Annotated in this window: 28 protein-coding genes and 1 pseudogene; 18 read left to right on the forward strand and 11 right to left on the reverse strand. The window is 61.4% G+C overall.

Annotation, left to right across the window (positions count from 1 at the left end; all coding sequences use genetic code 11):
- Positions 1–54: 54 nt before the first annotated feature.
- Positions 55–1,773 carry an adenylate/guanylate cyclase domain-containing protein gene (locus AC0L14_RS09615; protein ID WP_473749294.1) on the forward strand — a complete coding sequence of 573 codons (1,719 nt, stop codon included), beginning with the start codon at positions 55–57 and terminating at the stop codon, positions 1,771–1,773.
- A 176-nt stretch (positions 1,774–1,949) separates the two neighbouring features.
- On the opposite strand, the gene AC0L14_RS09620 is transcribed toward AC0L14_RS09615, so the two are convergent.
- Both AC0L14_RS09620 and AC0L14_RS09625 read right to left on the reverse strand, forming a co-directional pair.
- Positions 1,950–2,147, reverse strand: coding sequence for a hypothetical protein (locus tag AC0L14_RS09620; RefSeq protein WP_123149525.1), 198 nt, complete (start codon positions 2,145–2,147; stop codon positions 1,950–1,952).
- Positions 2,148–2,197: 50 nt separating this feature from the next.
- The gene (locus tag AC0L14_RS09625) at positions 2,198–2,407 is read right to left on the reverse strand and encodes a DUF2934 domain-containing protein (RefSeq protein ID WP_473529992.1); all 210 of its coding nucleotides are present in this window, start codon (positions 2,405–2,407) and stop codon (positions 2,198–2,200) included.
- Positions 2,408–2,554: 147 nt separating this feature from the next.
- Between AC0L14_RS09625 and AC0L14_RS09630 the strand changes: the two genes are divergently transcribed.
- The 3 genes from AC0L14_RS09630 (at position 2,555) to AC0L14_RS09640 (ending at position 5,325) form a co-directional block, all read left to right on the forward strand.
- Complete coding sequence (locus AC0L14_RS09630; protein WP_473749295.1) at positions 2,555–3,841, forward strand: SDR family oxidoreductase; 1,287 nt, start codon at positions 2,555–2,557, stop codon at positions 3,839–3,841.
- Entirely contained in the window at positions 3,841–4,314 is a 474-nt protein-coding gene (locus AC0L14_RS09635) for a DUF2269 family protein (protein ID WP_473529990.1), read from the forward strand. The genes AC0L14_RS09630 and AC0L14_RS09635 overlap by 1 nt, the downstream gene beginning before the upstream one ends.
- Before the next feature lie 75 nt (positions 4,315–4,389).
- Positions 4,390–5,325 (forward strand): NAD(P)/FAD-dependent oxidoreductase, encoded by a 936-nt coding sequence (locus tag AC0L14_RS09640; protein WP_473749296.1) that lies wholly within the window; start codon positions 4,390–4,392, stop codon positions 5,323–5,325.
- Between the two features lie 73 nt (positions 5,326–5,398).
- Here AC0L14_RS09640 and AC0L14_RS09645 read toward each other — a convergent pair whose 3' ends face one another.
- On the reverse strand, positions 5,399–6,010 hold the full coding sequence (locus tag AC0L14_RS09645; protein ID WP_473490066.1) for a TetR/AcrR family transcriptional regulator: 612 nt from the start codon (positions 6,008–6,010) through the stop codon (positions 5,399–5,401).
- A gap of 97 nt (positions 6,011–6,107) precedes the next feature.
- Here AC0L14_RS09645 and AC0L14_RS09650 point away from each other — a divergent pair, with 97 nt between their 5' ends.
- The 3 genes from AC0L14_RS09650 to AC0L14_RS09660 all read left to right on the forward strand — a co-directional run bounded on the left by AC0L14_RS09650 (position 6,108) and on the right by AC0L14_RS09660 (position 9,286).
- Positions 6,108–7,535, forward strand: a complete 1,428-nt coding sequence (locus AC0L14_RS09650) for a coniferyl aldehyde dehydrogenase (protein WP_473749297.1) — start codon at positions 6,108–6,110, stop codon at positions 7,533–7,535.
- Positions 7,536–7,576: 41 nt separating this feature from the next.
- Entirely contained in the window at positions 7,577–8,038 is a 462-nt protein-coding gene (locus AC0L14_RS09655; RefSeq protein ID WP_473749298.1) for a GFA family protein, read from the forward strand.
- Positions 8,039–8,644: 606 nt separating this feature from the next.
- Positions 8,645–9,286 (forward strand): peroxiredoxin-like family protein, encoded by a 642-nt coding sequence (locus AC0L14_RS09660; protein WP_473489123.1) that lies wholly within the window; start codon positions 8,645–8,647, stop codon positions 9,284–9,286.
- Between the two features lie 296 nt (positions 9,287–9,582).
- Here AC0L14_RS09660 and AC0L14_RS09665 read toward each other — a convergent pair whose 3' ends face one another.
- Positions 9,583–9,906 (reverse strand): hypothetical protein, encoded by a 324-nt coding sequence (locus AC0L14_RS09665; protein ID WP_473749374.1) that lies wholly within the window; start codon positions 9,904–9,906, stop codon positions 9,583–9,585.
- A gap of 168 nt (positions 9,907–10,074) precedes the next feature.
- On the opposite strand from AC0L14_RS09665, the gene AC0L14_RS09670 reads away from it, so the two are divergent.
- The 3 genes from AC0L14_RS09670 (at position 10,075) to AC0L14_RS09680 (ending at position 11,795) form a co-directional block, all read left to right on the forward strand.
- The gene (locus tag AC0L14_RS09670; RefSeq protein WP_473489126.1) at positions 10,075–10,908 is read left to right on the forward strand and encodes an SIR2 family NAD-dependent protein deacylase; all 834 of its coding nucleotides are present in this window, start codon (positions 10,075–10,077) and stop codon (positions 10,906–10,908) included.
- 142 nt (positions 10,909–11,050) lie between these two features.
- On the forward strand, positions 11,051–11,299 hold the full coding sequence (locus AC0L14_RS09675) for a hypothetical protein (RefSeq protein WP_473489125.1): 249 nt from the start codon (positions 11,051–11,053) through the stop codon (positions 11,297–11,299).
- Positions 11,300–11,480: 181 nt separating this feature from the next.
- Positions 11,481–11,795 carry a hypothetical protein gene (locus tag AC0L14_RS09680; RefSeq protein WP_473637418.1) on the forward strand — a complete coding sequence of 105 codons (315 nt, stop codon included), beginning with the start codon at positions 11,481–11,483 and terminating at the stop codon, positions 11,793–11,795.
- A gap of 20 nt (positions 11,796–11,815) precedes the next feature.
- Here AC0L14_RS09680 and AC0L14_RS09685 read toward each other — a convergent pair.
- Positions 11,816–12,909, reverse strand: a pseudogene (locus AC0L14_RS09685) (thiamine pyrophosphate-dependent enzyme); the annotation flags it as partial.
- A 759-nt stretch (positions 12,910–13,668) separates the two neighbouring features.
- Here AC0L14_RS09685 and AC0L14_RS09690 point away from each other — a divergent pair.
- Together AC0L14_RS09690 and AC0L14_RS09695 are read left to right on the forward strand one after the other, a co-directional pair.
- Positions 13,669–13,914: a hypothetical protein gene (locus tag AC0L14_RS09690; RefSeq protein WP_123149534.1), complete on the forward strand. Its 246-nt coding sequence runs from the start codon at positions 13,669–13,671 to the stop codon at positions 13,912–13,914.
- Between the two features lie 16 nt (positions 13,915–13,930).
- Positions 13,931–14,146 carry a hypothetical protein gene (locus tag AC0L14_RS09695; protein ID WP_123149535.1) on the forward strand — a complete coding sequence of 72 codons (216 nt, stop codon included), beginning with the start codon at positions 13,931–13,933 and terminating at the stop codon, positions 14,144–14,146.
- Positions 14,147–14,150: 4 nt separating this feature from the next.
- On the opposite strand, the gene AC0L14_RS09700 is transcribed toward AC0L14_RS09695, so the two are convergent.
- From AC0L14_RS09700 to AC0L14_RS09710, 3 genes are all read right to left on the reverse strand, one after another.
- Positions 14,151–14,990: a hypothetical protein gene (locus tag AC0L14_RS09700; protein ID WP_473749299.1), complete on the reverse strand. Its 840-nt coding sequence runs from the start codon at positions 14,988–14,990 to the stop codon at positions 14,151–14,153.
- 29 nt (positions 14,991–15,019) lie between these two features.
- Positions 15,020–15,742 (reverse strand): phosphoribosyltransferase, encoded by a 723-nt coding sequence (locus AC0L14_RS09705; protein WP_473749301.1) that lies wholly within the window; start codon positions 15,740–15,742, stop codon positions 15,020–15,022.
- A gap of 176 nt (positions 15,743–15,918) precedes the next feature.
- Positions 15,919–17,019 carry a branched-chain amino acid ABC transporter substrate-binding protein gene (locus AC0L14_RS09710; RefSeq protein WP_473749302.1) on the reverse strand — a complete coding sequence of 367 codons (1,101 nt, stop codon included), beginning with the start codon at positions 17,017–17,019 and terminating at the stop codon, positions 15,919–15,921.
- A 190-nt stretch (positions 17,020–17,209) separates the two neighbouring features.
- On the opposite strand from AC0L14_RS09710, the gene ku (AC0L14_RS09715) reads away from it, so the two are divergent.
- Both ku (AC0L14_RS09715) and AC0L14_RS09720 read left to right on the forward strand, forming a co-directional pair.
- Positions 17,210–18,013: a non-homologous end joining protein Ku gene (ku, locus tag AC0L14_RS09715; protein WP_473489117.1), complete on the forward strand. Its 804-nt coding sequence runs from the start codon at positions 17,210–17,212 to the stop codon at positions 18,011–18,013.
- Positions 18,014–18,078: 65 nt separating this feature from the next.
- Positions 18,079–19,077, forward strand: a complete 999-nt coding sequence (locus AC0L14_RS09720; protein WP_473529980.1) for an ATP-dependent DNA ligase — start codon at positions 18,079–18,081, stop codon at positions 19,075–19,077.
- 33 nt (positions 19,078–19,110) lie between these two features.
- Here AC0L14_RS09720 and ligD read toward each other — a convergent pair whose 3' ends face one another.
- From ligD to AC0L14_RS09735, 3 genes are all read right to left on the reverse strand, one after another.
- Positions 19,111–21,657, reverse strand: coding sequence for a DNA ligase D (ligD, locus tag AC0L14_RS09725; RefSeq protein WP_473749305.1), 2,547 nt, complete (start codon positions 21,655–21,657; stop codon positions 19,111–19,113).
- Positions 21,658–21,660: 3 nt separating this feature from the next.
- Positions 21,661–22,530, reverse strand: coding sequence for a non-homologous end joining protein Ku (gene ku / locus AC0L14_RS09730; protein ID WP_473529978.1), 870 nt, complete (start codon positions 22,528–22,530; stop codon positions 21,661–21,663).
- Positions 22,531–22,626: 96 nt separating this feature from the next.
- A complete protein-coding gene (locus AC0L14_RS09735; protein WP_473489113.1) occupies positions 22,627–22,842 on the reverse strand; it encodes a KTSC domain-containing protein in 216 nt (71 codons plus the stop codon).
- A 142-nt stretch (positions 22,843–22,984) separates the two neighbouring features.
- On the opposite strand from AC0L14_RS09735, the gene AC0L14_RS09740 reads away from it, so the two are divergent.
- The 4 genes from AC0L14_RS09740 to AC0L14_RS09755 all read left to right on the forward strand — a co-directional run bounded on the left by AC0L14_RS09740 (position 22,985) and on the right by AC0L14_RS09755 (position 26,277).
- Positions 22,985–23,617, forward strand: coding sequence for an alpha-ketoglutarate-dependent dioxygenase AlkB (locus tag AC0L14_RS09740; RefSeq protein ID WP_473749306.1), 633 nt, complete (start codon positions 22,985–22,987; stop codon positions 23,615–23,617).
- Complete coding sequence (locus AC0L14_RS09745; RefSeq protein WP_473637414.1) at positions 23,614–24,051, forward strand: GFA family protein; 438 nt, start codon at positions 23,614–23,616, stop codon at positions 24,049–24,051. The genes AC0L14_RS09740 and AC0L14_RS09745 overlap by 4 nt, the downstream gene beginning before the upstream one ends.
- A gap of 95 nt (positions 24,052–24,146) precedes the next feature.
- A complete protein-coding gene (locus AC0L14_RS09750; protein WP_123149545.1) occupies positions 24,147–24,845 on the forward strand; it encodes an MgtC/SapB family protein in 699 nt (232 codons plus the stop codon).
- Positions 24,846–25,002: 157 nt separating this feature from the next.
- The gene (locus AC0L14_RS09755; RefSeq protein ID WP_473637412.1) at positions 25,003–26,277 is read left to right on the forward strand and encodes a DUF763 domain-containing protein; all 1,275 of its coding nucleotides are present in this window, start codon (positions 25,003–25,005) and stop codon (positions 26,275–26,277) included.
- The last annotated feature ends 3 nt before the right edge of the window (positions 26,278–26,280 follow it).

The following is a 26,280-nucleotide window of genomic DNA, read 5'->3' on the forward strand; positions in this document are numbered from 1 at the left end:
CCTGCCTGCCTCTGACCTGCGGCTTGCGAGTCGTGAATCTTTCTGAGGCTCAACATGGAGCGGAAGCTCGCTGCAATCCTTGCCATCGATGTTGTCGGGTACTCGGCGCTCATGGAGGCGGATGAAGCGGGCACCTTCGACCGGCTGAAACGTGGCCGCAAAGAGCTGTTCGAGCCGGAAATCGCGACGCGACACGGGCGAATCTTCAAGCTGATGGGAGACGGTCTGCTGGCGGAGTTTGGCAGCGTGGTGGATGCGGTCGAATGCGCGGTCACGCTTCAGCGCGGCATGGCGGAGCGTAACGCGAGCGTCGCCGAAGACCAGCGCTTCGAAGTCCGGATCGGAATCAACCTTGGAGAAGTGATCGTCGAAGGGGACGATCGCTATGGCGAGGGCGTGAACGTGGCGTCGCGTCTCCAACAACTCGCCGAGCCCGGTGGCATCTGCGTTTCGGAGAAGGTGTCCAAGGAGGTCAGGCAGAAGCTGGCGTTTGCGTTCGAGCCCATGGGCGAGCAGCGTGTGAAGAATATAGCCGAGCCGATATACTGCTATCGCGTGAACCTGCACGTTCCGAGAGCCGCTCCGGTCGGCCGACTGGAATCGCTCGAATTGCCCGACAAGCCCTCGATCGCGGTCTTGCCCTTCACCAACATGAGCAACGATCCGGAGCAGGAAACCTTTGTCGACGGCTTGACCGAAGACCTGATCACCGACCTGTCTCGCTGCGCCGGCCTCTTCGTCATCGCGCGCAACTCAACCTTTGCTTACAAGGGACGGTCGGTCGATGTGCGTTTGACCGCGCGTGATCTTGGGGTGCGCTATGTGGTTGAAGGCAGCGCCCGGCGTGCCGCGGCGCGCGTGCGCATCAATGCGCAACTGATCGACGCGATCGGCGGCGATCATATCTGGGCCGAGCGCTACGACAGCAGCCTCGAGGACATCTTTGCAGTGCAGGACGAGGTCACGGCCAAGATCGTCGAAGCCCTTGTCGGCCGATTGGCCGGACAGCCGGCGCGCAAACGGCCGACGAGTCTCGAAGCCTATGACCTTTGCGTGCGAGCCCGCGGCGTCAGTTTTCAGACCGGGTTGGGCGCGCGGGAAGCGCGCATGCTCCTGGAAAAGGCGATTGGACTCGATCCCGACTATGCCGAGGCACATAGCTTGCTGGCCCTCAATCTTTGGCTTGGCTGGCTGTTCTGGAACGAGCCGAAGCAAACCAACCAGCCACGCGCGCTGGCGGAAGCGCAGCGGGCTGTGGCGCTCGACCCTAACGATGCGGGGAACCGCTGGGGGCTGGGCATCATACTTGGTCACGAACGGCGTTACGCGGAATCGGATGCCGAGTTCGAGGCAACCTTCAAGCTCGATCCCAATCATGCCGATGCCTGGGCGATACGCTCGGATCTCATCACCCTGAGGGGCGACGCGGTCAAGGGCGTCGAATTCGTGAAGCGGGCGTTGCGGCTCAATCCGCGCCCACCGGGATGGTACTATTGGATGGCAGGCCAAGCCTATTATGCGCTCGGCGACTATCAATCCGCGGTTGAGGCTTTGCGCAAGCCGGAAACCTACCGCACCACGTCGCGGCGCTTGCTTGCGGCAGCCCTCGCGCAGCTCGGGCGCCTGGATGAAGCCCGTCAGGAGGCGGAATTCTTCATGATGAACGATCCCCATTTCAGCATCCGGCACTGGGCAACATCGCAGCCATTCGACAACGAGGAAGTGCTCCAGCGCTTCGTCGAAGGCTACCGGAAGGCTGGCCTTCCCGACTAAAGAGCGCATGCGCACGGCAACGACCTCATCGATCCTGCTGCGGATCTTCCCGAGAAAGTCGAGGAGCGGGTCGAACTCTTGATGCCGTTCGTTCAGCCAGAGGCTCGCGGGTTGGTCCGATCGCAAATCCTTGGCCTCATTCACGAATACAGGAACGAGGATCCCGCGCCCTCGAGTTAGGCGAGGATCGCGTCCACTGCGAGAACTTGCAGGTCCTGCCCGGAATGGAGTTCAACTGCCGTCATCATCCATCCTGGTCTATTGCGCGGCGCAGGCTGAGTCCCGTCGCTCGTCTGGCCGGTCTGGTCGATCCAAAGCCAACCGATGAAGACCACCGACAATACAATCACGATCAAGGCGATCAGACGAGGCATGGCATTTTCCTTTCCGTGCCGAAACCGCCGATCAAGACGTCGGCTACCCGTTATCTCGGTGGTTTGGTGCCGCCCGTATTGGGTTCGGAGCCCGCACCAACGGTCGGGTCAGGCATGACCGGGCCACGTTCTGCTTCGGAATCCTCTGCCTCGATCTCTTGCACGGCCTGATCCCAGTGCTCGCGCTCCCGCCCTTCCGGACGGCCTTCACGCTCCCAGATTTCATGGGCTCGCCGCCTGATACGCTCTTCCCTGTCCATGATAGACCTCCTGGTGCTTTCCTAATCCCGCGATCGATGGTTTGTTCCGCGCTGCCCGACGGTTCTCGCGCGAGCGGGCACGTCGAACATTCGCAAGTCAGAGCGTAGAATGAACAATATCCCTCCGGCACCGGAGATCTGGGTCCGATGAGAATTCTCGTTGCTGGCGCCACCGGCCTGATCGGCGCATCGGTCTGTTCCCGCCTCGTTTCCGAAGGACATGAGGTGGTCGGCATCGTCCGTAGCCCTCAGGCAAATGCAGCCCGCGACTACCACTTGCTGGTGCTGGACATGGCGATCGCGCTACGCCCTGAAGATTGGCTGCCGCATCTGGCCGGCATCGATGTCGTCGTGAACTGTGCCGGGGTTCTGCAGGACAGCCCTCGCGAAAAGACCGGACAAGTTCATCGCGATGCGGCGTCGGCTCTTTTTCGCGCCTGCGCGCGCGCCGGCGTTGCCAAGGTGATCCACTTCTCGGCAATGGGTGTCGATCGGGCACAGCCTTCGTCGTTCTCGGCGACGAAATATGCTGGCGATCAGGCCCTCATGGCGCTTGATCTGGACTGGATAATCCTTCGCCCTTCCGTAGTGCTCGGCCGGCCTGTGTTTGGGGCCAGTGCATTGTTTCGCGGTCTGGCCTCGCTGCCGGTCCTGCCGTCAATGCCAGATACCGGCCGGCTCCAGGTCGTGCAGCTCGAGGATGTGGTCTCGACGGTGCTCTTCTTTCTCAATCCCGGCAGTCCGTCTCGTCTGGCGCTGGAACTTGCAGGCCCCGAACAGCTGACCATGGACGAGATTGTCGGCACTTTCCGCCGCTGGCTCGGCTGGGCTCCCGTACCCAGGCTTGCCTTGCCGGGATGGGTTGCGCGGCTTCTCTACCGCCTCGGCGATCTTGCCGCGTTGCTCGGCTGGCGGCCTCCGATGCGCACCAACGCCGCCAGGGAGATCACGCGAGGGGCGCTCGGAGATCCATCGGACTGGATTTCCTTGACCGGCATACAGCCACAAAACTTGGCGCAGTTCCTCGCGCCCAATCCGGCAACGGTGCAGGAGAAATGGTTTGCCGGGCTTTATTTCGCCAAGCCTGCAATCTTCGTCGTCCTGCCGTTGTTCTGGATCATGACGGGGGTTGTGTCGCTGACCACTGGCTACGGCAACGGCATCGGCCTTATGCAAAGCACGGGGGCTGGCATGTTGTCGGCGCCTGCCGTGGTCGCCGGCGCTCTTGCCGACGTCGTCGTCGGTGCACTCATAGCCTGGCGGCCAACGGCGCGAAAAGGCCTCTACGCTGGCATCGCGCTCTCGCTGTTCTACCTGGTCGTGGGCACTTTCCTGCGCCCGGACCTGTGGAACGAACCGCTTGGGCCGTTCCTGAAGGTCTTGCCGATCATCGTCCTTCACTTCGTTGCCCTGGCGATCCTGGAGGAGCGCTGATGCTCTATTTCGTGCTGAAGTACCTGCATGTCATCGGTGCCAGCGTGCTGCTTGGCACCGGCGCCGGCATTGCCTTCTTCATGCTTCTCGCCCACAGGACTGGCGACACAGCAACAATTGCGGCAGTGGCGCGCATCGTGGTGATCGCCGATTTTCTCTTCACGGCAACTGCCGTCGTGGCGCAGCCGATAACCGGCGTCGCGCTCGCCTGGCAGGCGGGTTACGCGCTCTCCGAAGGCTGGATCGCGCTTTCCATCGCGCTTTACATCGTCACCGGCGCATTCTGGCTGCCGGTGGTATGGATGCAGATGGAGATGCGCAATCTGGCGTCCGAAGCCGCCAAAGCAGGGGCCCCGCTGCCGGCCCGATATATCAGGCTTTTCTGGCTGTGGTTCGCCTTTGGCTTTCCCGCCTTTGCTGCCGTCCTCGGGATTTTCTGGCTGATGATCGCGCGACCGGCGATCGAGTGGTGACGGCTTGCCGCGACGGATGTCGCGGCTTTCGATTTCAGCGCGGGAACATCTTTCCCACGAGTGCGTTCGGCGCGGATGGATCAACCCGTGCGCAAACGCCGACATTCAGCCTCATCCGCGACTGAAGCGGATGTTCTCATTGTTGGCGGCGGACCTGCGGGGCTGGCGGCCGCTCTCTATCTCGGCAGGTTCCGTCATCGGGTCGTCGTGGTCGACGCGGGTGAATCGCGCGCGATGCTGATTGCGCAAAGCCGTAACTGCCCGGGATTTCCCGAAGGGATCAGCGGCCCCGATCCTCTGCAGCGCCTTCGTGCGCAGGCCGCCGAATACGGAGCGACACTGGTGCAGGATCAGGCGTCATCGATCGAGCCGACCGTAGGCGGGTTTGGCGCCGAGACCAACGCGGGGCGGATCGTCGCCCGCAAGGTATTCCTGGCAACAGGTATCGTCGACGTCGTGCCGGCAATCCCGCGTCTGCGCGAGGCCATCGCCAGAGGCAGCGTACGCCTTTGCCCGGTTTGTGACGGCTACGAGGTCATAGATCGTCAGGTCGCGGTCATCGGCCATGAGGCGAAGGCACTGCGAGAGGCCTTGTTCCTCAAGCAGTATACGCAGCACGTCACGATCCTCGCACGCTATCTTCCCGATTTTTCCACCAGCACACGGCGCGTGGCCATGGAAGAGAACATTGCTGTTTGCGACGCGTTCAAAAAGTTTGTTCCCACCGACAGCGGCTACCAGGCCGTCCTCAAGGACGGCGCGAAGCGCCATTTCGACGTCATCTATCCGGCGATGGGGTGCCGGGTGCGTTCCGAACTCGCGCTGGCAATGGGCATCGAATGCTGCGACGAGGGCTATGTCGTCGTCGACAAGCATCAGCGGACCTCGGTCGATGGGGTGTATGCCATAGGCGACCTGGTCAGGACCCTGAACCAGATCGCAGTCGCTTTCGGCCAGGCTGCGATCGCCGCGACCGATGCGCACAATGATTTTGCCTTCGGGTACGAATAAGGCCCTAAACAACAAAGGGGCACAGATATACGGTAGGCGGATTATAGGGCGAACGGGATGGCGTCAGCTAGTGTCATGTTGCTGGGTTCCCCAGCCCTTCCACCAGCGTGCTCAAGGCCGCATCCAAGGGCGCCGATCCCACCTTCTCGGGCACCAAGAGCCCATCGATCGCAAGCATGGTCATGCCGTGGACGAGTCCCCAGGCGGCTGCCGCCTGACCTTCTATCGGCCGCTTGCGAATGCTCCCCGCGGCCTGGCCGCGCCGGAGGATTTCGAGGAGAACATCGAATACCGCCAGCGCCCGCTCATTGAGATGCATTCCCACCGCTTTTCCCTCCTCCGCGCTAAACATCAGGCGGTACAGAGCCGGGTTGTCCGTTCCGAACGCGACGTAGGCACGAGCTATCGGAGTAATTTCGTCGCGCAGAGATTTCGGCGCTTCAGACTTCGCTGCCGATAGGGACTCGCGCAGCCGGTCGAACCCAATCATAGCGATCTCCGCAAGCAGCGCGGCCTTATCGGGGAAGTGCTTGTAGGGTGCCGCGTGGCTTACGCCTGCCCGGCGGGCGACCTCCCGCAGCGTGAACTGCCAGCCCTTCTCCTCCCGAAGCATATCCAACGCCGTCTCGATAACCGCACGACGGAGATCACCGTGATGATAGGGGCGGTTGGGTGCGTCCTGCATGGTACCTCAAAGTTTCTTGTGAATACATTGTTGACAGTGGCTACTTAAGGGCCTATGTCAAGGGCGTAAGTTTCTCCTGTCTACATCGGAGTGGACCATGAACGCAATCGCAAAAATCACCGACGCTGATCGGCTGGGCAGTCTCCTCGCCGGCCAGCGTGCTGCCTTCCTGCATGACGGAGCGCCTTCGCTGGCGCAGCGACGCGCTGATCTCGCCAAGTTCAGGGCCACGATTATCGGGCACCGCAAAGCGATTGAAGATGCCATCAATGCCGATTTCGGGCATCGCTCGAGATATGAGACGGCGATCATGGAGGTCGGAGGGGTCGCCGAGGGCACGAAGTATCTGATCCGAAACCTTCGCAAATTCATGGCGCCGACCCGCCGCCACGTCGCCCTGCATATGCGAATGGGCAACGCTCGCATCGAATATCAGCCGCTTGGCGTCGTCGGCGTGATGTCGCCGTGGAACTATCCGGTGAACCTCGCGCTGATGCCGGTCGTCACGGCCATCGCCGCTGGAAACCGGGTGATGCTGAAACCCTCGGAGTTCACGCCCGTCACCAATGCGCTGCTCGCAAAAGTGTTCGGCGAGATTTTCGCCGAAGATCAGTTCGCGATCGTCACTGGCGATGCGGCCGTGGGGGCGGCCTTCACGGCCTTGCCGTTCGACCACCTGGTCTTCACCGGGAGCACCGCAGTAGGGCGATCGGTGATGAAGGCCGCAAGCGACAACCTCGTTCCGGTTACCCTCGAACTCGGGGGCAAGTCGCCCAGCATCGTCGCCAAGGGCAACGCCCTCGACCAGGCGGCCGCGTCAATTGCCTACGGAAAGCTGCTCAGCGCCGGACAAACCTGCATCGCCCCGGACTATGCACTCGTCCACGAAAGCGAGGTTGACGCATTCGTCAAGGCATATGACCGGAAGGTGACGTCCTTCTATCCTGACGGTCCGACGAGTGAGCATTACACCTCGATCATAAACGAGCGGCACCATGCCCGGCTTCAGAGTCTGATCGACGACGCCCGCTCCAAAGGAGCGCGGATCATCGAGGTCGGCAACCGGCCCAGCGATGCATCCCGTCGCCTCAACACGCTGGCGCCAACCGTCGTCCTCGGCGCCACCGACGACATGCGCATCGCTCATGAGGAAATCTTCGGCCCGGTCCTACCGATTTTTCCCTACCGCGACATCGAAGAAGCGATCGCCTACGTGAACGCCCGGCCTCGGCCACTCGCGCTCTACTACTTCGGCGCCGATGATGAAGACCGGCGCAAGGTGCTGAGCCGAACGACCTCCGGCAACGTCACCATCAACGGCACGATCATGCACATCGCCCAGGATGACTTGCCTTTCGGCGGTGTCGGTCCCAGCGGCATGGGGGCGTACCATGGCATCGACGGCTTCCGTACCCTCAGCCATGCCAAGGGGATCTATGAGCAGGACCGTTGGAACCTCTCCAACCTTCTGCGCGCGCCCTTCAGACAGCCGATCGATACCATCCTCAACATGATGCTCCGGTGACCAGCATGCCGACATCAAATCAAGCTCGGGAGCATCAGCACATGACCACCCACACATCGTTGCCGCTACGCGGTTCCTGCGAATGCGGCGCCTGCTCGTTCGAGGTGCATACCTCCCCGAAAGCCAGGTTCCGGTGCCACTGCCTGATCTGTCAGGCGTTCAATAGCAAACCGTTCGCGGATGTGGTCGCCGTTCGCGCCAAGGATGTCGTGCTGAAAAACGCCGGCAATATCTCATTCAGGAAATACCGTCCGCCGCCGAACTTCAATCGCGGGGTCTGCCGGACCTGCGGCAAGCCCGTTGTGGAGGTTGCGGGCGTCGGGCCATTCGAGGTGATGTTCATCCCGGCCAGCAATTTCGAGCCCGAGGCCCGTCTGCCGCAGGTTCGCATGGATATATTTTATCACCGTCGTGTGCGGGACATGCCCGATAGCTTGCCCAAATACAGCGGCTATTTGCCGAGCGAGTTGGCGGTCGGGAAACTGATCATGAGTGGTTTGTGAAATGGCGAGTCGATCCATTTGGGTGCCATCCACGTGATGGTCTCGGCGCTGTTCGGCATCTACCCTGCGGCATCATCGGCTGGTTCTTCGGCAAGATCGGCTAGGTTCATCACGGCGCTCACCGAACTGAGCTATGCTTTCGGGCGTGACATGGCAGCTCGGGGATCCGGCCAGATCCTTACGAAAGTTCACGGGGGATGGCTCACGTATATCTGTGCCCGTTTCATGTTCAATAAGCTCTGGAAACCTACTCGCTAGTGGTAGAAACCTGACGCTTGGTACCCGATGCGGATTACCGGTTCCGACCCGTTGACGACCTTGGGCGTTGCAGACTTGAACCTCCAAATCGAGGTCGGGAACCTGACCTTCAGCGCAAGAGCATTCGGGAGTGCGCTCGCGTAGGGTAATTCACCACATTCGGCGGCACCCGCAGATGCTTTTTCGTGTTATGATGGGCTTGCAACGTGCGTAATCTCGACCTCGGCAATATGGCAGAGGTCGAAAGCTATTGCCTTGGCACAGGAAGCTTTCGCCCCAGCACTTGATCGCCTCCGAAACGCTGGGTGTGCTGCTTTCCCTGACTGACCCGGGGCGAGGAGGTTGTCCATGTCCACGAGTAGTGTTGACCGCCCGCTGCAGCCGGGCGACCGGGCACCGAATGTTGTGCTCGATGCGATCTCACGCGAAGGCAAGATCGCGCTCGATGATTTTCGAGGCCGTAGCCCGTTGTTGATCGGTTTGTTCCGAGGCCTGCACTGTCCGTTCTGCCGGCGCCATGTCGCGGCGATGGCGCAACTCAAGCCGGCCCTGCGTGATAAAGGCGTCGAATGCCTGGCGGTGGTCAATACGCCGGTCGAGCGGGCGCGGCTCTATTTCCGTTACCACCCGTCACCCGATCTTCTCGCCGCATCCGACCCGGAGCGGGCCTCGCACCGTGCTTTCGGCTTGCGCGAGGTCGGGATGGACACGGTCATGGCGATACGGATCCATCTCCCGGGCGAGTTGCCCAAGCCTATGGACGTCATGGCAATGGACGAGTTTCTTAATAAGAAGGAAGGATATGAGATTACGGAAGCGGATCAACAGATGATGGCCACCGGCATGGGGCAGCCCGTCGGCCAGTTCCTGCTCGACCGCGACGGTGTCGTTCGCTGGACCTCCACTGAAGTTCTGGAGGATGGCCTCAACACCTTCAGAGCGCTGAATCCCGAGGAATTGATGTCGGCAGCTTCCCAAGTTGCACATTAATAGGCTGCGGAAATGGGCTGCTGAAAACTCGCTCGACGGCCACCGTCCTGTGGTGATTCTTTGGATTTAACAATCATCGAAATGCTCAGCGCAGGAGGCTAAGGTCTGCCCGTGGGCTTCGTAGCGATTTCGATTCAACGGTCTGCGGACCGCCCCGACGCTAGAGTGAGCAAGCCGCATAGGCGGGGCGACGTCCGCTCCTTGCCGCAATCACGTCGTTCCGACAGGCGCGCATACGGCAAGTTTCCACCCTGAGCGGTCCTACGGCTCCGGTACCAAGTGTCAGATTTTGACCACTAGCGCAGCATGGCCGCCATTACGAAGACCGCGGCCGCTATGAGAACGACTGCGGCAATCACCAGCACCGGCCAGTTTTTGCCAGGCTGAAGACCAGACTTGCTTTCCACCGGCCGCATCGCATTGGCGAAGCTTGCTTCATTGGTGAACTCTGGCTGTCGCCGTGGACGAGCCTCGGCGGCAGGGTTTGGCACATCTGCCGCTTCGGCGTCGGTCTCTCCGGGTGCAGCGGCAGGGTCGAACCCCGGGGTTTTATCCTGCGTCGCCCCGGCCTGAATATCGCCTCTCTTTTTGGCGGGCGTCTGATCTCGTTGTGTGGCCATCATAGTCTCCCTGACAGCCAAACTTCGATCTGCCTCAGCGGTTCCAGCCTGCGCCGCATTTACTGAACACCCCCCGATTTTATGGCCAGACTTGGCGGTGTTCCGGGTCGCTCCGGAACAGAGGACGCCTCTCGCAGTTGTGTTGGATCATTGCCTGGTGAGTTGGCTATGCCGTCTGCACTCGAGCGACTGGCTCAATCGGTGAAAGAGCGACGAGCGATCTTGTTCGTTGGAGCGGGGGTGTCGATGAGCGTCGGCCTGCCGTCCTGGGAGAAGCTCATCGAGCATATGGAGGATGAACTCGGCCTCGACCGCGACATGGTGGATATGCCTGAACCCAGCTACCAGGCTCTTGCCGAATATTACCGGCTGAAGCATGGGAGTATCGGCCCCCTGCGCAGCTGGATGGATCGCGAATGGAGCGTCTCGCGGGAAAAAGTGAAGGGATCGGCGATCCACGAGCTGATCGTGTCACTCGATTTCCCGATCATCTACACCACCAACTACGATCGGAACCTTGAGGTTGCGTTCGAAATCCACGACCGTCCGTTCGTAAAAGTGGCCAATGCGAAAGACATAGCCAAGGCGAGCGACGAGGTAACTCAGATCATCAAATACCACGGCGATTTCGACGACGACGCATCGCTGGTTCTGGCGGAGTCCGACTATTTCGAGCGGCTCTCGTTCGAGTCGCCATTGGACGTGAAGTTTCGTGCCGACGCACTGGGGCGCACCATCCTGTTTATCGGCTACAGCATGTCCGACATGAACATCCGTCTGTTGCTGTATCGGCTTTGGGAAACCTGGCGGCGGTCCGGTTATGAGAAGAATCGTCCGAAATCGTTCGTCTTCATGCCGCAACCGAGCGTCGTCCAGGAAGCGGTCCTCGGACGCTGGGGCATCGACATGCTGACCGAGGAGGCCGATCGGCCGGAGGATGCTCTGGTGGCATTCCTGAGCAAGCTCAAGGACGCGATAGACAACACCGGTGGGCAATCCTGAAAAGCGATGTGATGCGCCGTGCTTGAAACCGAATGGTTGGCCGGCAGGTTCGGAAAACTCGCTCTGTTCGGCCAGGCCGGGAACATTGTCGATAGCTGCGACGTTCATAGCCGGAAAGGGACGCTGTTTGCGGAGGCCTATGATGGGTCACTTCGAAATGATCGATCTCGTTTCCGTCATCGACGCCTGCACGACCGACCGCGCCGTAGGGCGATTGGTGTCGATGGCCAAAGCCGTGGAAGAGTTGCGGGTGCTGACCGGGGATTTCATCTCGCCGGACGAAATCGTGGCCAACGCACTGTCGCCGGTGGCGCTGGAGCGCGGCTGCGCGGTCCTGTTCGACGAGCAGCCGGGCGCCGATATCATTCGCACGCCATGGCAAGAGGCCTGACTGACGGAGGACGCCTGAGCGTCGCCGAATATCGGCAGCCGCGCCAGCGGCACCGTGCCCGTTTGACGGCACGGCGCTGCATGCGTGGCACATGGCGGCCGTCCGCCGCTCTAGCACAGTTGGAACCGGGACCGTCACAAGACTGTTTAACCGCAATGCAGGAGGCAATCGGAGAAACGCCGTGACTGAAAATGAGACCCGTTACGAACATGGCGCGACCAAGTACCCTGCCAAGAAAGATGCGGACGCGTCGGATCAATTTTCCCAAGAGGCGGCCGGCAACAAGAAGCCTGCCGGCGGGATGGGCCTGACACGGTCGAAGGACGAGGCGGAGGACAAGACCCGTCAGTCCGAAGGGCAGAACCCGCCCCGGCAGTCCACGCCTAGTGCCGCGACCGAAAAGACGTCCGGCGCCGGTCCGTCGATCGCCGAGCGTTCCAAGGATGCCAAAACTCCGAAGAGCGGTCGCCAGCCAGGCGCCTACGTCAAGGACTGACCGGCCAGGGGAACCTGCAGTCAGCCAATCATCGTCTTCAGCGGCTCCCGAGCGAGGTTTGCTTCGATCTCCTTACGGCCTGGCGTTTCCCGCAGCGCTGTTCGCATGTTCTTGCGATATTCGTCCGGCATGCGCGGCGGCAGCATAGGTTCATATGCGTCGACGACCGCCTCTATGATCACCGGACCTTCCGCGGCAAAAGCGGCATCAAGGACCCCGTCGACGTCCTCAGGCCGGGTGACGCTGTAGCCGATGCCTCCCATAGCTTCAGCGGCCAAAGCGAAATCGATCGGCTGGAGTTCGCAGGCAAATTGCGGGTTGCCGAGGAACATCATCTGCTCCCAGGCGATCTGGTTGAGCATGTTGTTCTTGATCACCAGAAGCTTGAGCGGAATCTTGTAACGCACGGCCGTCGAAAATTCGCCAAGCTGCATTGCCAGCCCGCCATCGCCCACAACCGCCAAAACCGGCCGCCCGGAAAGGCGATCCCGCCGGCAATCGCATAGGGCAGCCCGCAGGCCATCGATGCCAGCGAGCCGGAGACGGCGAAATCCTGCCCTGCCTTGATATCGATATGACGGGCGGCAAGTTCAGTGTTCTGACCGGAATCGCTAGCCAGGATCGCATTGGCCGGCATTCGGTCGCCGAACGCCTTGACGACGCGTTGCGGCTTGAGCGGCACGTCGTCCCGGCTTTCCGTCTCGGCCATCATCCTGCGCCAGCGCTGTAGGCTCTGTTGCGCATCTTCGAGAAAGGATCTGTCCTGCTTTGGCTTCAGCCTTTCATTGAGCAATTGCAGCGTGATGGCCGAATCGCCGACGAGGCCGGCCTCGACAGGACGGCGCAGGCCGATGCGCTGCGCATTGCGGTCGATCTGCACGCCGCGCGCCTTGCCCGGCTTGGGGTAGTATTCGATGTAGGGGAAGGTCGAGCCGACGATCAGCAGTGCCTCGCATTCCTCCATGATCTCCTGCGAGGTCAGCGAGCCCAATATTCCTATTCCGCCCATGACGTGCGGGTGATCGTCCGGCAGGACGGCTTTGCGGAGCAAAGCCTTGGCAACGGGTGCGGCGAGAAGGTCCGCCGTCCTCTCGAGTTCGGCCTGGGCATGCAGCTCTCGCTGCGGCGTGGGGCGTCAGACGTGGACATCGGCGATCAGTCGCCGAACGACGGAGATTCATCGGAACGGCAGCCGTTGCGACCCGGGCAGCGTCGCCTGAGAGGCGGGGCTCGGCCTCTGCTTGGCAAAACGCCGCAAGAGGCCGCGTTTGGAGGTTCAGGCCAGGGCTCGCGGGCTTGCAACTACACCCTCCCTTCGCCATCCCAGGGTCTGTGCTCCGCTTCGCATTCGCTCCGCCCTGGGAATGACGAAGGCTTGGTGGGTCGGCAGCCAGATCGCAGACATTGGCGATTGGCGGCAGAACCCAGGAACGGTTTTTGCGCCTTCTCGGTTGTGAGGGAAAGGAGATGGTCCATGTTTGAGAACAGCATGTGTTGCTCGCCGTTGCAGGCGGTCCCCTGATACTGGCAATCCTGATCGCCTACGCACTCCTCACGCGACGCCGTCGTGGTCCCGCAGAACGCAGGGAGAGCGAGCGGGCGACAGAGCGCTTGTATCGCGAGGAGGAGAAAGATGCGGATGAGCACGGCCAATTCGTCTCCCTAGATGAGCGATGGACAGTTTTATTGGACTGCCGCTTCGGAACGATCCCGCCGCCCTGCCATTAACGCCATAAGGACAGGCTCAGATCGTGGCGGCCCACGATTGGTCCGCTTCGGCAAAGGACCGTGGGCCCTGCAATCACTGGGAAGTCGACGATTGCCGCCAGCGATCTGGGCACCAAATCGAATGCAAGACACTTTGGAGGAAACAATGACTGGACGCAGGACCCATGAGCAGCAAATGCGCATCATTGAAAAGCGGGAGAACACCAAGAACGCCGGCAAGGATTTCGACGCAGAGGCGGACCTGAAGAGATCGGCTGCGGAACGTGAAGCGCTGCGCAAAGGATCGGAAATCAGGTCCAAGACTCCCGACCTTGTCGACCCTGACGACCGCAACATCCTTCGCGGAGAAAATCAGGAGAGCGTTCATCACAAGAAACGTCCCGACGATTAAGAATTGGAGCAAGCCTATGGCAAAAGGTAGCAAGAAGCACATCGGAGCGGGTTCACGGGGGAAGGGTTCCGGTACAGGCGCCATGAGCACGACCCCAAAGGACAAGCTCGAAGAAAACCAAGTCCTGTCCAACCGCGATAAGGCCCAGCATACGAAGGAACGCGGTCTGGATTCCAAGCAGGTCGCAACTGAGCAGCGCCAGGATCACGCTGCCAATCGTTTGCGGGACTGACGGCTCACCCGCCGCTGAGGGCGCGGTCGTGCGGCCCTCTTTTCAGGTTGGCTGCAAGCTCAAGGGGAGGGCGGTACGGCTCAGGCCATTCGCCACTGAAAAGCGGTTCTATCGGATGGCGCGACTTGGCCATTTTGAGTTCGCGCAGCATCTCTGAATGGCGCTCATCCTCCTTCTCGACATCGAGGTCGACATTATAGGCCTTTTCCGGATCGGTTCGCGCGCCGACAAGGATGAATTCAGCGCCCTGCACATCAAGCAGCTTTATGTCCTCGCGAGCGAATCTGCGGCCGCGGAATTCCTGCTGAAGCCTGTCTGGATAATCCGGCTCCTGGGCTTGTCCCAATCCAAGGCCGGGAGGGCTGGGCTTTTCGGGATTCTTCACCGAAAGCGCGAAGCTTGCCTGCGGTGCGATGTTGAAGGCGCGTTGTACCTCGGATGGCCGCTCTGGAAGCTCGAGCGCGTAGCTGAGATGCAATTGTCCATTGAGCAGCGCGACAAGATAACGGCCTTCGCCCGCCGGGCGTGCTGCAGGCAGACGCTGCCGGCCGCGCGTCTTGGTATCATAGATTTCTTCGCGAAGGTCCTTCTCCAGCGCGGCGGCAGAACTCGCGATCGCGCCGACGAAACCCCAGTGACGCTCGTGCTCATGCGCGTCGGGCAGCCGCTTGCGCCCGACGACGAGAAGCCGCACCTTCGTCGCGTGCTCCGGCCGCAGCACGACGAAGAAGCGCTGCACGTCGGAAAGACTTTCTGGATCGGTTTCGCCCACCCTGGGCCGGTAGAGAAAGAAAATATCGCCGCGCTCGACGATCTCAATCTGTTTTCGGTCCTTGCTAGCCATGGCGTACTCCTTCGGCTGTCGGCGACGAGCTAACCGGCGGATCGCATCGATGATTTGCTCTCAAACTGCTCTGCCTGCTGCAGCAACTGGACCACCTCCGCGTCCGTGGTCTGCGCGAAATTCTTATAATACCGGCCCACCGCAACAAACGGCTCGGGCGTGGCGAGACAGACCACTTCGTCCACATCGGCTCTGATCAGGTCCAGCGTGTCCTGGGGGGCTACCGGAACGGCCAAGACAACATGCGCGGCCCGATCCTTTCTTAGCGCCTTGAGCGCCACTCTGACCGTGCCTCCGGTCGCTATGCCGTCATCGACAACGATGACGGTCCGGCCCAGGACCGAAGCCGCAGGCCTGCTGCCGAAATAGAGGTTTCTGCGGCGCTCGATTTCGAGCAGTTGCCGCCGTTTTTCTGCTTCGACGTACTCGTCTGACGGCTGGACCAAAGCCATCGCCTCCTCGTTGAGGACGAGCTGCGGATTTTCCCCGTCGACGACAGCGCCGATGCCATATTCGGAATGGCCCGGCGCGCCGATCTTGCGCACAAGCAGAACGTCGAGCCGGGCACGGAGTGCCTTCGCCACTTCGAAGCCAACCGGCACTCCGCCACGCGGCAACGCCAGCACCAGCGGATCGCTTGCCGCGAACCCGGTCAAAGCGGCGGCAACCTGGCGTCCCGCATCCGTTCGATCCCTGAATCTCGGCGCGTCAAAAAACATTGTCTTCACCTTTGCAAGGGCGGGACCTGGCATCGGTGCGTAGCTCGTGCCTAGATGTTCGCGGTCTGCAGCGTCTTGTCGAAAACCTCCAGGCCGGCTGCACCCATCATCGCCTCCTCGCCAATTCGTCTTGCTGACGAAACGGCGATCGGAGGCAATTGTTTCATCTCACCCTGGTAAAAATTGCCGCGGCCCTCGTGAGGCCACAGCTATCCGACCCTTTGCATCTGCGGGATTTCCGCAACCTGTCGAAATCGGCCATTTTCCACCACATGGAGCGCCGTGACGGCGGCCAGATTGTCGCCTTTTTCGTCCCACTGCACGGGATCGCTATAGGCAATGCCTTTGAAGCGGAGCTTCCGCATCGCAGTCAGAACGTCGCGCCGGCTCGGAATTCCCTTGGATTCAGCGATCGCGCTTTTGATTGCGGCGATTAGCACACGGGCTGAATCGTAGGAGTTCACGGCATAGTTGCCGATCGGTCCAAATAGCGCCGCATAGCGCGCGGCGAAATCGCTTGAACCAGCGACCCTACCCACTTCGGGCGTGGCGGACAGCACAAGAACGCCTTCGCCCAATGTTGCGGTTTCTCCTGCAGGCTCAAGGAAATTCACCGCGTCCCAACAGCCGTCGCCGCCGGCGAAAAGCTGGCCGAGACCTGCACGGCGCATCGCGCGCAGGATGAAAGCACCCTCGAAGCTGCCGCCGTAGAACATCAGATCGAAATCTGCCCGCAGAGACGCGACCAGGGGGTCAAAATCGCGGCTCCCTTCGCGAACTGTGCGCCGCTCCGCGATACGTCCCCCAAGCGACAGAAATGCCCGCGAGAATGCGATGCCCATGCTGTGGCCGTACATGGTTTCGGTTTCGACCAGGACGGCGCGGCGCTTGCCCATGGCGTCGTGGAGATGACGGGCAATGGCTGCCCCGGTCTGGTCGTCGCGGTTGGTGAAGCGAAAGACATTCCGCAGAGAGCGCTCGGTGAGCGCCGTGTCGGAAGCGATCGGCGTGATCATCGGGACGTCGTGGGCGGCATAGATCTCCGCCGCGGCGATGGTGACATTACTATTGTAGTGGCCAACGACGCCAAGCAGATCCGGCCGGCTGCAAAAATCGTCGGCGACCTGACGTCCGGTCTCGACCTTTCCCCGATCGTCCGCACCCTCAACCATGACGGGAAAGCCTGCAATGCCACCGTCGGCGTTCTGCTCCTCGACCGCGAGTTCGATCGCCTGCTTCATCTCGGCGCCAAGCGCTGCCGCATTTCCCGACAATGGAGCGCCGACTGCGATCCGGATCGCTTCCAACATTGAAATGGTCCTTGCTACCGCCGGGCTGTTTGTTTGTCTCGAACTGCGCTTGCGCTGATCGGTTCCGTCTCGAACCGGAAAAATGATGGATTCTTGGCTGCGGGCCTTGGGCGGCGCGCGAGAAAAATGCTGCTGGAACAATCGATCACCTTGGTGCGTTCGATTGTTTTACTCCTGTCGGGGATCCTCGATGGCGCCACGTCCTTTCTGGAAAGGCTATCTGAAGCTTTCGCTGGTGACCTGTCCGGTCGCAATGACACCCGCTACCACCGAGAGCGAAAAGGTCCGGTTCCACACGCTCAATCGCAAGAGCGGGCATCGGGTCGTCAGCCAATATGTCGATGCCGTCAGCGGCAAGCCCGTTGCTGAAGACGACGAGGTGAAGGGGTATCAGCGCGGCGAGGACGAATACGTCTTGCTCGAGGACGATGAGATCGACGCAGTTGCGCTGGAGAGCACGCGTACCATCGACATCGACATGTTTGTCGATGCCGACAGCATCGGCTGGATCTGGTACGACAAGCCCCATTACCTCACCCCTGACGATCCGGTCGGGGAGGAGGCATTCTCGGTCATTCGCGACGCCATGCAGTCGACGGGGACAGTCGGAATGTCGCGCCTGGTCATGTATCGCCGCGAGCGCGCCGTCATGCTTGAACCACGAGGCAAGGGCATCGTGCTGTGGACACTGCGCTATGGCGACGAGGTTCGCGATCCCGAGGATTATTTCGGCAACATCGAAGACGTCAAACCCGACCCGAAACTGATGGATATGGTCTCGACCCTGATCGATGAGCGAACCAGGCAGTGGGATCCCGCCATGACCGGAGATCCCGTCCAGGCGCGGCTGCTGGAGATCATTGCCTCGAAGAAGAAGGGCAAGAAGGGTCCGACCAAGGCAAAGGCCAAGGCCGAGCAACCGCCCAGCAACGTGATCAACATCATGGATGCGCTGCGCAAGAGTATCGGCTCGGAGGCCGGAAAGCGGAAATAGGTGGGGGACTAAGGCAGTACAATGAAGGTCATTCCCCGCGATCCTGCTTTCGGCAGCACCCGCCGATGACCCGCGATTTCCCCCTGCCACTCGATACGCCGCCGATGGAAGCCAAGGCGGCTGATGCGATTCCCGAAGGAGATGGATGGCAATACGAGCGCAAATGGGATGGTTTTCGCTGCCTGGCATTCCGGCAGGATGACGCGGTGGAGTTGCGCGCAAAGTCGGGCAAGCCGCTCGGACGGTATTTTCCCGAACTCGTCGCGACATTGAAGGAACTGCCGTCGGCCCGTTTTGTCGTCGACGGTGAAATCGTCATCTCGGTCGACGGCAAGCCGTCGTTCGACGCGCTCCAGATGCGGCTTCATCCGGCCGAGAGCAGGATCCGCAAGCTGTCCGCGGAAACCCCGGCGCACATCGTCCTGTTCGACATGCTCTGCGACGAGCACGGAACCGTTCTGTCGGCCCGGACACTGGAAGAACGGCGAGCGATCCTTGAGACTTTCGTTGCTTCGGCAGAGCGCAAGAACATTGTTCTCTCGCACTGCACGCGCGATGTGAAGGAAGCACGCTCCTGGTTAGGGGATGCCGGACATGGCGAGACGGACGGCGTGGTCGCCAAGCGGCTGGACGATCCATACCAGCCGGGCGTGCGCGCTATGGTGAAGGTAAAGCGGCTGCGGTCGGCCGATTGTGTGGTCGGCGGCTTTCGCTATCTCAGCAGCAGCCCGCAGGTCGGTTCATTGCTGCTGGGATTGTACAACGAGGCCGGCAAGCTCGATCACGTCGGCTTCACCTCGACCATTGCCAAGGACGACAGGGCCGAACTTACCCGCAAACTCGAAGCCATGCGCGAACCGCCGGGCTTTACCGGGAAGGCACCGGGCGGGCCGAGCCGCTGGAGCACCGAGCGCAGCGGCGACTGGGAGCCGGTCCGGCCCGAATTGGTGGTAGAAGTACGCTTCGATCACGTCACCGGCGACCGTTTCCGGCATGGCACCAAGTTCATGCGCTGGCGGCCCGACAAGGCTCCGGAACAATGCACGTTTGAGCAGATCGCCTGATTATTCCGATGCATGCACTTCGTAATGCCGTCCTCAAGCCGCTTTCTCTCGCCGGTTTGCACGGTCCTCGATCGGCACTGCGGCGGCACGGAAATCCTGCCAGGGATCCGACGATAGCGAGGCAAGCCGGGTCGGCGTGTTCTCGACGGTAAAATAGGCCGGTCCGATGCCGGGGCCGAGCTCGTCCCAGGCAAGCGGCATCGACACCGCCGCACCGGGTCGTGCTCTCGTCGAATAGGGTGCGACTGCGGTCGCACCGCGCTGGTTGCGCAGATAGTCGACGAGGATTTTTCCGCGCCGTTTGGATTTGGTGATGGTCGAGACGTAGCGGCCGGGGCTGTCGGCGGCCATGGAGTCGGCTATCGCCTTGGTAAAGGCTTTCGCCGCCGGCCACTCGGCCTTCGGCTTCAATGGCGCCACGACGTGCAGACCCTTGCCGCCGGATGTCTTGATGAAGGGGACCAGTCCTGCATCCTTCAGCCGGTCGCGGGTCTCGACGGCGGCCGCGATCACCGCCTCCCAGCTCACGTCCTCGCCGGGATCGAGGTCCATGATGATCGTGTCCGGACGCTCCCAATCGCTCACCATCGAACCCCAGGGGTGGATCTCCAGCGCCGCCGACTGGACGAGACCGATCAGCCCATCGAGATCATTGATGCTGATCAGCCGCTCGTCGGGCGGATCCTTGGGGTCGTGGACCAGCACGATGTTGGGGTTGAGGCCCTTCCAGGCATGCTTCTGGAAGAACTGCTCGCCCGAAATACCGCTGGGGCATCGCAGCAACGCCAGCACGCGGCCAACGAGATAGGGCGACGCATAGCGCCAGACCTCGGTATAATAGTCGGCGAGACCTTCCTTGGTCACGCCCTGGTCCGGCCAGTAGAGGCGATCGGGATGGGTGAGCTTGACGGTCCGGCGCTGAGGTTTCGCTGCTGCCTTGGTCTTCGGTGTTTCGCGCACGATCTCTTCCGCCGGCTTGTCTTCGCGCAACCCGCGAAATGAGGCGTGGCGCAGATTGCCGTCGGCGGTCCAGGCGCGGAACTCGATTTCAGCGACGAGTTCCGGCCTGACATAACGGACTTGCCGAGTCTCCTCTGCGCTCAGCCGCTCGTCGAACGGGCTCGATGGAATGCGTATCCGCTCGAGCTTCTTGAAGAGGCCCTCGGCGACGGCTGCCGTGTAGCCGGTGCCGACGCGCCCGACATGATGAAGCTTGCCGTCGTCATAGACACCCAGGACAAGCGAACCGATCGCATTGCGCGAGGTTGTCGAAGGAACATAGCCGGCCACGACAAATTCCTGCCGCGCCGAGCATTTCGACTTCACCCAGTTCTTGCTGCGGCCGGCGCGGTAAGGCGCATCGCGAAGCTTGGAGACAACGCCTTCCAGGCTCAGCCGGCAGGCATGTCGCAGCACCAGGGGGCCATCCTCCTCAAAATGTCCGCTGTAGCTGATGATGCCGCTGCCACTGCCGATGATCTTTTCCAGCAATTCCTTGCGCTGGATCGACGCAACGTCGCGCAGATCGTATCCATCGAGATGGAGCAGATCGAAAACGTACAGGCGAAAGCGGTCACTGCGGCCCTCGCTGAGATCGGCTTGCAGCTCGGAGAAATCCGACGCGCCGGCGGATGTCTCGACCACGAGTTCACCATCAATCAGCGCCGTCCCGACAGGGAGATCGGCCAGCGCCGAAACGATCGCCTTTCCGAATTTCTTCGTCCAGTCGAGACCGCTCCGCGTCAACAGCTTGACGCGGCCGGCTTCAACCCTGGCCTGCAGCCGGTACCCGTCGAATTTGATCTCGTGCAGCCAGCGTTGGCCGGACGGCGCTGACGAGACCAGGGTCGCCAGCGTCGGCTCGACGAAATCGGGGAGCGCTGCCTTCTTGGCGCCCTTGATCTTTGACGGTTCGGGAACGCTTACGGTGACAGGCTGCTCTTCCGGTGGAGCGGGCCCCGTGCGGCCGCCGCGGCGCTTGCGAATGCGTCCCGTCTTGGACGACCAGCCGGGCTCTTCGCCGGCGACATCCTCGATCTTGCGGCCGGTCGCAATGGATTCCGGCCGCTCGTCCAGAATGTCGGGGTCGTCTTCCGTGCGCGCGGCGTCATCGTCACCCTTGATCAGCAGCCAGTTCTCGCGCTTCTCCCGCGGCTTTCCGGCCATCCTGACAAGGTGCCAGCGGCCACCCAGCTTCTCGCCGTGAAGTTCGAAGTCGAGATGGCCTTTCGCATAGCCGCGACGCGCGTCGCCGATCGGCGTCCAGGTGCCTCTGTCCCACAGGATGACGGTGCCGCCGCCATATTCGCCCTTTGGGATGGTGCCTTCGAAACCGCCATATTCCAAAGGATGGTCCTCGACATGGACGGCAAGGCGCTTCTCGCCGGGGATCAGGCTCGGCCCTTTTGTCACGGCCCAACTCTTCAGGACGCCGTCCATTTCCAAACGAAAATCATAATGAAGCCGCCTCGCATCATGCTTCTGTATGACGAAGCTGTTCCCCGTCTTGGGCGCCCTGCGGCCCTGCGGCTCCGGGGTGACGGAAAAATCGCGCTTCTTGCGGTAGGTCTCGAGCGCCATCGGTCAGCCGGCCTTCCGATGCGGCGCTTTCTCCTTCGGCTTCGCGTGGCGCGCCGGCTTTGATTTTGCCGCGGGCTTTCTTGTCGAGGGCTGCTTTCCGCCAACGCCGGCACTCTGGCGCAGCGCATCCATAAGATCGACGACCTTCTCCCGCTTGGCCGGTTTCGGAATTGCGATCTTCTTGCCTTCGAGCTTTGCCTTCACAAGCTCGGCCAGGGCCGCCTCATAACGGTCGTCGAATTTGGTCGGATCGAATTTGCCCTTCTTGGTCTTGATGATGTGTTCGGCCAGTTCGAGCATCTCGCCCTCGATCTTCACATCGGGGATGTTGTCGAAGGCCTCCTCCGCCGATCGCACCTCGTAATCGAAGTTCAGCGTCGTTGCGACCAGCCCTTCGTCATAAGCGCGGATGAGCAGGGTCCGGACGCGCCGGAACAGGACGGTCTGGGCGATCGCCGCGACTTTCTTCCTGCGCATGCCTTCGCGGATCAGCCCAAACGCTTCCTCCGCGTGTTTGTCCGGCGGGGCGAGGTAATATGGCTTGTCGAAATACACATCGTCGACATTGGAACAGCCGATGAAGGCCGAGACCGACAGCGTCTTGTCGCTCTCGGGGACAGCGGCTGCGACCTCATCGGGTTCGAGCACGACGTACTCACCCGAGCTGATCTCATAGCCTTTGACCTGATCGTCCTTCTCGACCGGCTTGCCGCTATCGCTGTCGACGAACGCGCGATGCACCCTATGGCCCGTGGCGCGGTTTACCGTGTGGAAGGCGATCCGCTCCGAGGTCGAGGCGGCCGTATAGAGCGCTACCGGGCAGCTGAGTTCTCCAATTTTCAGGAAGCCCTTCCAATTTGCTCTCGGCGCCAAGACAATAGCCTCACTGTCACAAGCATTTGCACTGGAAATGCAACGTGGCGGCGCGTGGATTTGTTCCTTTGGCGGACGACAGGAGTACCCCGGGTCTCACCCCGACCGGCTCTGCTCGACCAAATGGTACTTATACCGATCTCGAATGAACGCGTTGAAGAACCGGCCTTTTGACGAGGTTTTGCGGAATGCAGCGTAGGTCTGCGGCGGCACGTCGTCGTAATCGTAGCGATTTCCGCTTGGGACAAACCATACGGAGAGGGTCCTCGTCGCCGGATCGTAATTCATGCTTTGAATTGCAGTTGAAGGCATTTCCCAGCACTCGACGCGTCTGGGCAATAACCCACCCCGGCAAGCCAGGTTCCGTCTCGCCCGAGATATGGAGGCGGTGACCCGGCCGGCTCGGCGCCTCCAAGACCTTGCCTCCGCCGGCCGGCTTCACCAATTAGGGTTGATGCCATCGCTCAAAACCAAGCAGCCGGAATTCGCTGGGCAAGGCGACCTGTTTCGTGCGCCCAACGATCTGCCGGAAGGATTTCACTACCAGCCGGAGCTGATCACGGCGGAGGAAGAGGCCGAACTGGTGCGGCAGATCGAAAGTCTCGCCTTCCAGCCTTTCGACTTTCATGGCCATCTCGCAAACCGGCGCGTCGCCGGTTTTGGCGTGCGCTATGATTTTGACCAACGCAAAGTCGTCGAGGCGCCGGCGATCCCTGCTTTTCTGATGCCGCTCAGAGACAAGGTGGCGGCATTTGCGCGGCTGCCCGCCGATGCTTTCGTGCAGATTTTGATCAACGAGTACCGACCCGGCGCGGGTATCGGCTGGCATCGCGACAAGCCGCATTTCGATGCCGTGGCCGGCGTTTCTCTTCTTGCGCCATGCAGCTTTCGGCTCCGCCGGAAGAACGGCGCTGGATGGGATCGCGAGACCATCATCCTCGAGCCAAGGTCGGCTTACCTGATGACGGGACCGGCGCGCACCGAATGGGAGCACAGCATCCCGCCAGTTGTCGAGCACCGCTATTCGATTACCCTGCGGACCCTGCGGCCGAAACGGCCGCTTCGGTCAGAAGTGGTGGTTCGATGACCAGGATCGAGACCGGCTCCTGTTTTTGCGGTTCGATAACGGCTAAGATGGATGGTGACCCGTTCTGGATTTGCTCCGACCATGATGACGATTGCCGCAAGGCCATAGGGAGCCCGCTGGCCGTCTGGGTCGGCTATCGACCGGCCCAATTCAGACTGCTGACCGGCACGCCGAAAACGTTCTCAAGGACCCGAGGTGTGCTCCGCACCTTCTGCGCCGATTGCGGGACATCCATAGCCTATCTCGACCGAGGGCTTCCGGAAGAACTCTATGTGACGATCGGCTTCTTCGACCACCCCGAACGCTTTGCGCCGCAGGCCCATGCCTGTTGGGATGTGAAGCTGCCTTGGGTGGAATTTCGTGACGATCTGCCGCGTGTGGGAAGATATTCAAGACGGCGCGATCCGGCAGTCGGAAATCCAGCCGATCGGTAACCGGCAAAACGCCGCCGATGGAACCCGAATGGCCCTAGCCGAATTGAATTGCGATCAGTTCGTAATCCAAACACCAGCGGCGATCAGGGTTTACGATGTCTCTTATCCCGGCCTACGAAGACATCGCGGCACGCCTGCTTCTGACCGTGCTCGCCGGTTCATTGATTGGCCTCGACCGGGAGGCGCGCGGACAGGCGGCCGGCCTCAGGACAACCATCCTGGTCGGGCTGGCCGCCGCGATCGCAATGACACAGGCCACCATTCTGCTGGAGGTTGGCGGCAAAGCTCCGAATTCCTTCGTCCGTATGGACGTTCTTCGCTTTCCCCTGGGCGTGTTGACAGGCGTCGGCTTCATCGGTGGCGGCGCCATTCTTCGCCGGGGCAGTCTTGTCAGCGGTGTCACTACAGCAGCCACGTTGTGGATGATGACGATGATCGGATTGGCTTTCGGGGGCGGCCAATACGCCTTGGGCGCAGCCGGGACGGCGCTGACGCTAATCATTCTGCTCGTGTTGAAATGGGTCGATCTGGTGATACCGCGCGAACACCACGCCGTGTTGGCGCTCACCTGGAAGGCGGCGGATCATGACGACCTCGACGCGATCATCGGGCCCTCCGGTTATCGGGCGCGCCTGGTTGGAATGGAGCGGCGCCCAGATCGCGACAGCCCCGTGGTGTTGTTTGAGATCAGCTGGAGGCGGCCTGAAAGGGGACCGCCGCCGACGGATTTATTGACACTGGTGGGTGAGCATTGCGAAATCGAGAAGTTTAATCTCGTCAGCGAATCTGTGTGATAACCGCTACACTGATTGCCAAGCAGGTCGGGCACTAGGCCGGCAATCGATTCGGATCGCGCATCGACAGCCTAAAACGGGCATCATCGCTTCTTCACTCCGCTTTCGATACCTATCTGTTGAGCGCAAGGCATAGATCGGCAACAGGCGGCAAGATTTGGCACAACGATCGGGAAGCGCAGACCTTCCACTTCACGGCGGACGCGTGCCGAAATGGCTCGGCGACCGTATGACGCGTCTTGGCGCGGTCATGTGCGAGGCGATCATTCACCACTATGGTCGCGAGGAGCTGCTGCGCCGGTTGGCGCATCCCTTCTGGTTCCAGTCGTTTGGCGCCGTCATGGGAATGGACTGGCATTCATCCGGCATCACGACCAGCGTCATCGGCGCGTTGAAACGTGGTTTGGCTCCGCTCTCCGGCGAACTCGGTATTCACGTGTGCGGCGGCCGCGGCGCGCATTCGCGCAAGACCCCGCACGAGCTCGCCGCCATCGGCGAGCGCGTCGGCTTCGACGGAACAGGCCTGGCAACTGCCAGCCGGCTCGTCGCCAAGGTTGACAGCGCCGCCGTTCAGGACGGCTTCGATCTTTATCTGCATGGCTTCATCGTGACCGATGATGGCGACTGGGTCGTGGTGCAGCAGGGCATGAACGGCGACAGCAAGGTGGCGCGCCGTTATCATTGGCTGTCCGAAGGCCTGAAGAGTTTCGTCGACCAGCCGCATGCCGCCATCGAGGGCGCCAACCAGGGCGAGATCGTCAACCTGACCGACCGCCGCGCCGATGCCTCACGCAAGGGGCAGCTGGAGCTGCTGCAGGACCTCGGACCGGATCGCATCCTGAGGGAATTCGCCGCGCTCGAGCGCGACGTGACTACAGAACCGGAGCCCGAGCAGCCGGTGCTGCCGCACCTGGTCATGCCGGCGCACCACGACGTTCGCGAAAGCGATGTCGTCATGCGCCGTCTTCATGGCAACATGGCTGCGGCTGCCGAGCGTGGCCCCGCCGATTTCTCCGAGCTTCTCCTGGTCCCCGGCGTCGGTGCGCGCACGGTGCGGGCGCTGGCGCTGGTGGCCGAGGTTCTGCATGGCGCGCCATGCCGTTTTTCCGATCCCGGCCGCTTCTCGCTGGCGCATGGCGGCAAGGACAGGCATCCATTCCCGGTGCCGCTGAAGGTCTATGACGAGACGATCGGCGTGCTGAAGTCGGCCGTCCACAAAGCCAGGCTCGGGCGCGACGAAGAAATCGGCGCCTTGAAGCGGCTCGACGACCAGTCACGGCAGGTCGAACGCTATGTCACAGGTCCCAGCTTGAAAGAAATTGTCGCCGGAGAGTTCGATCAGTCGCATCTGCTCGGCGGTCGCAGCGTGTTCGGCTGGGAGGCCGCACCCGAGGCCCCCGCGGACGTCGAACAAATCAAGCAAAAGGGATAATCG

The organism is Mesorhizobium sp. WSM4841 (assembly GCF_055811515.1).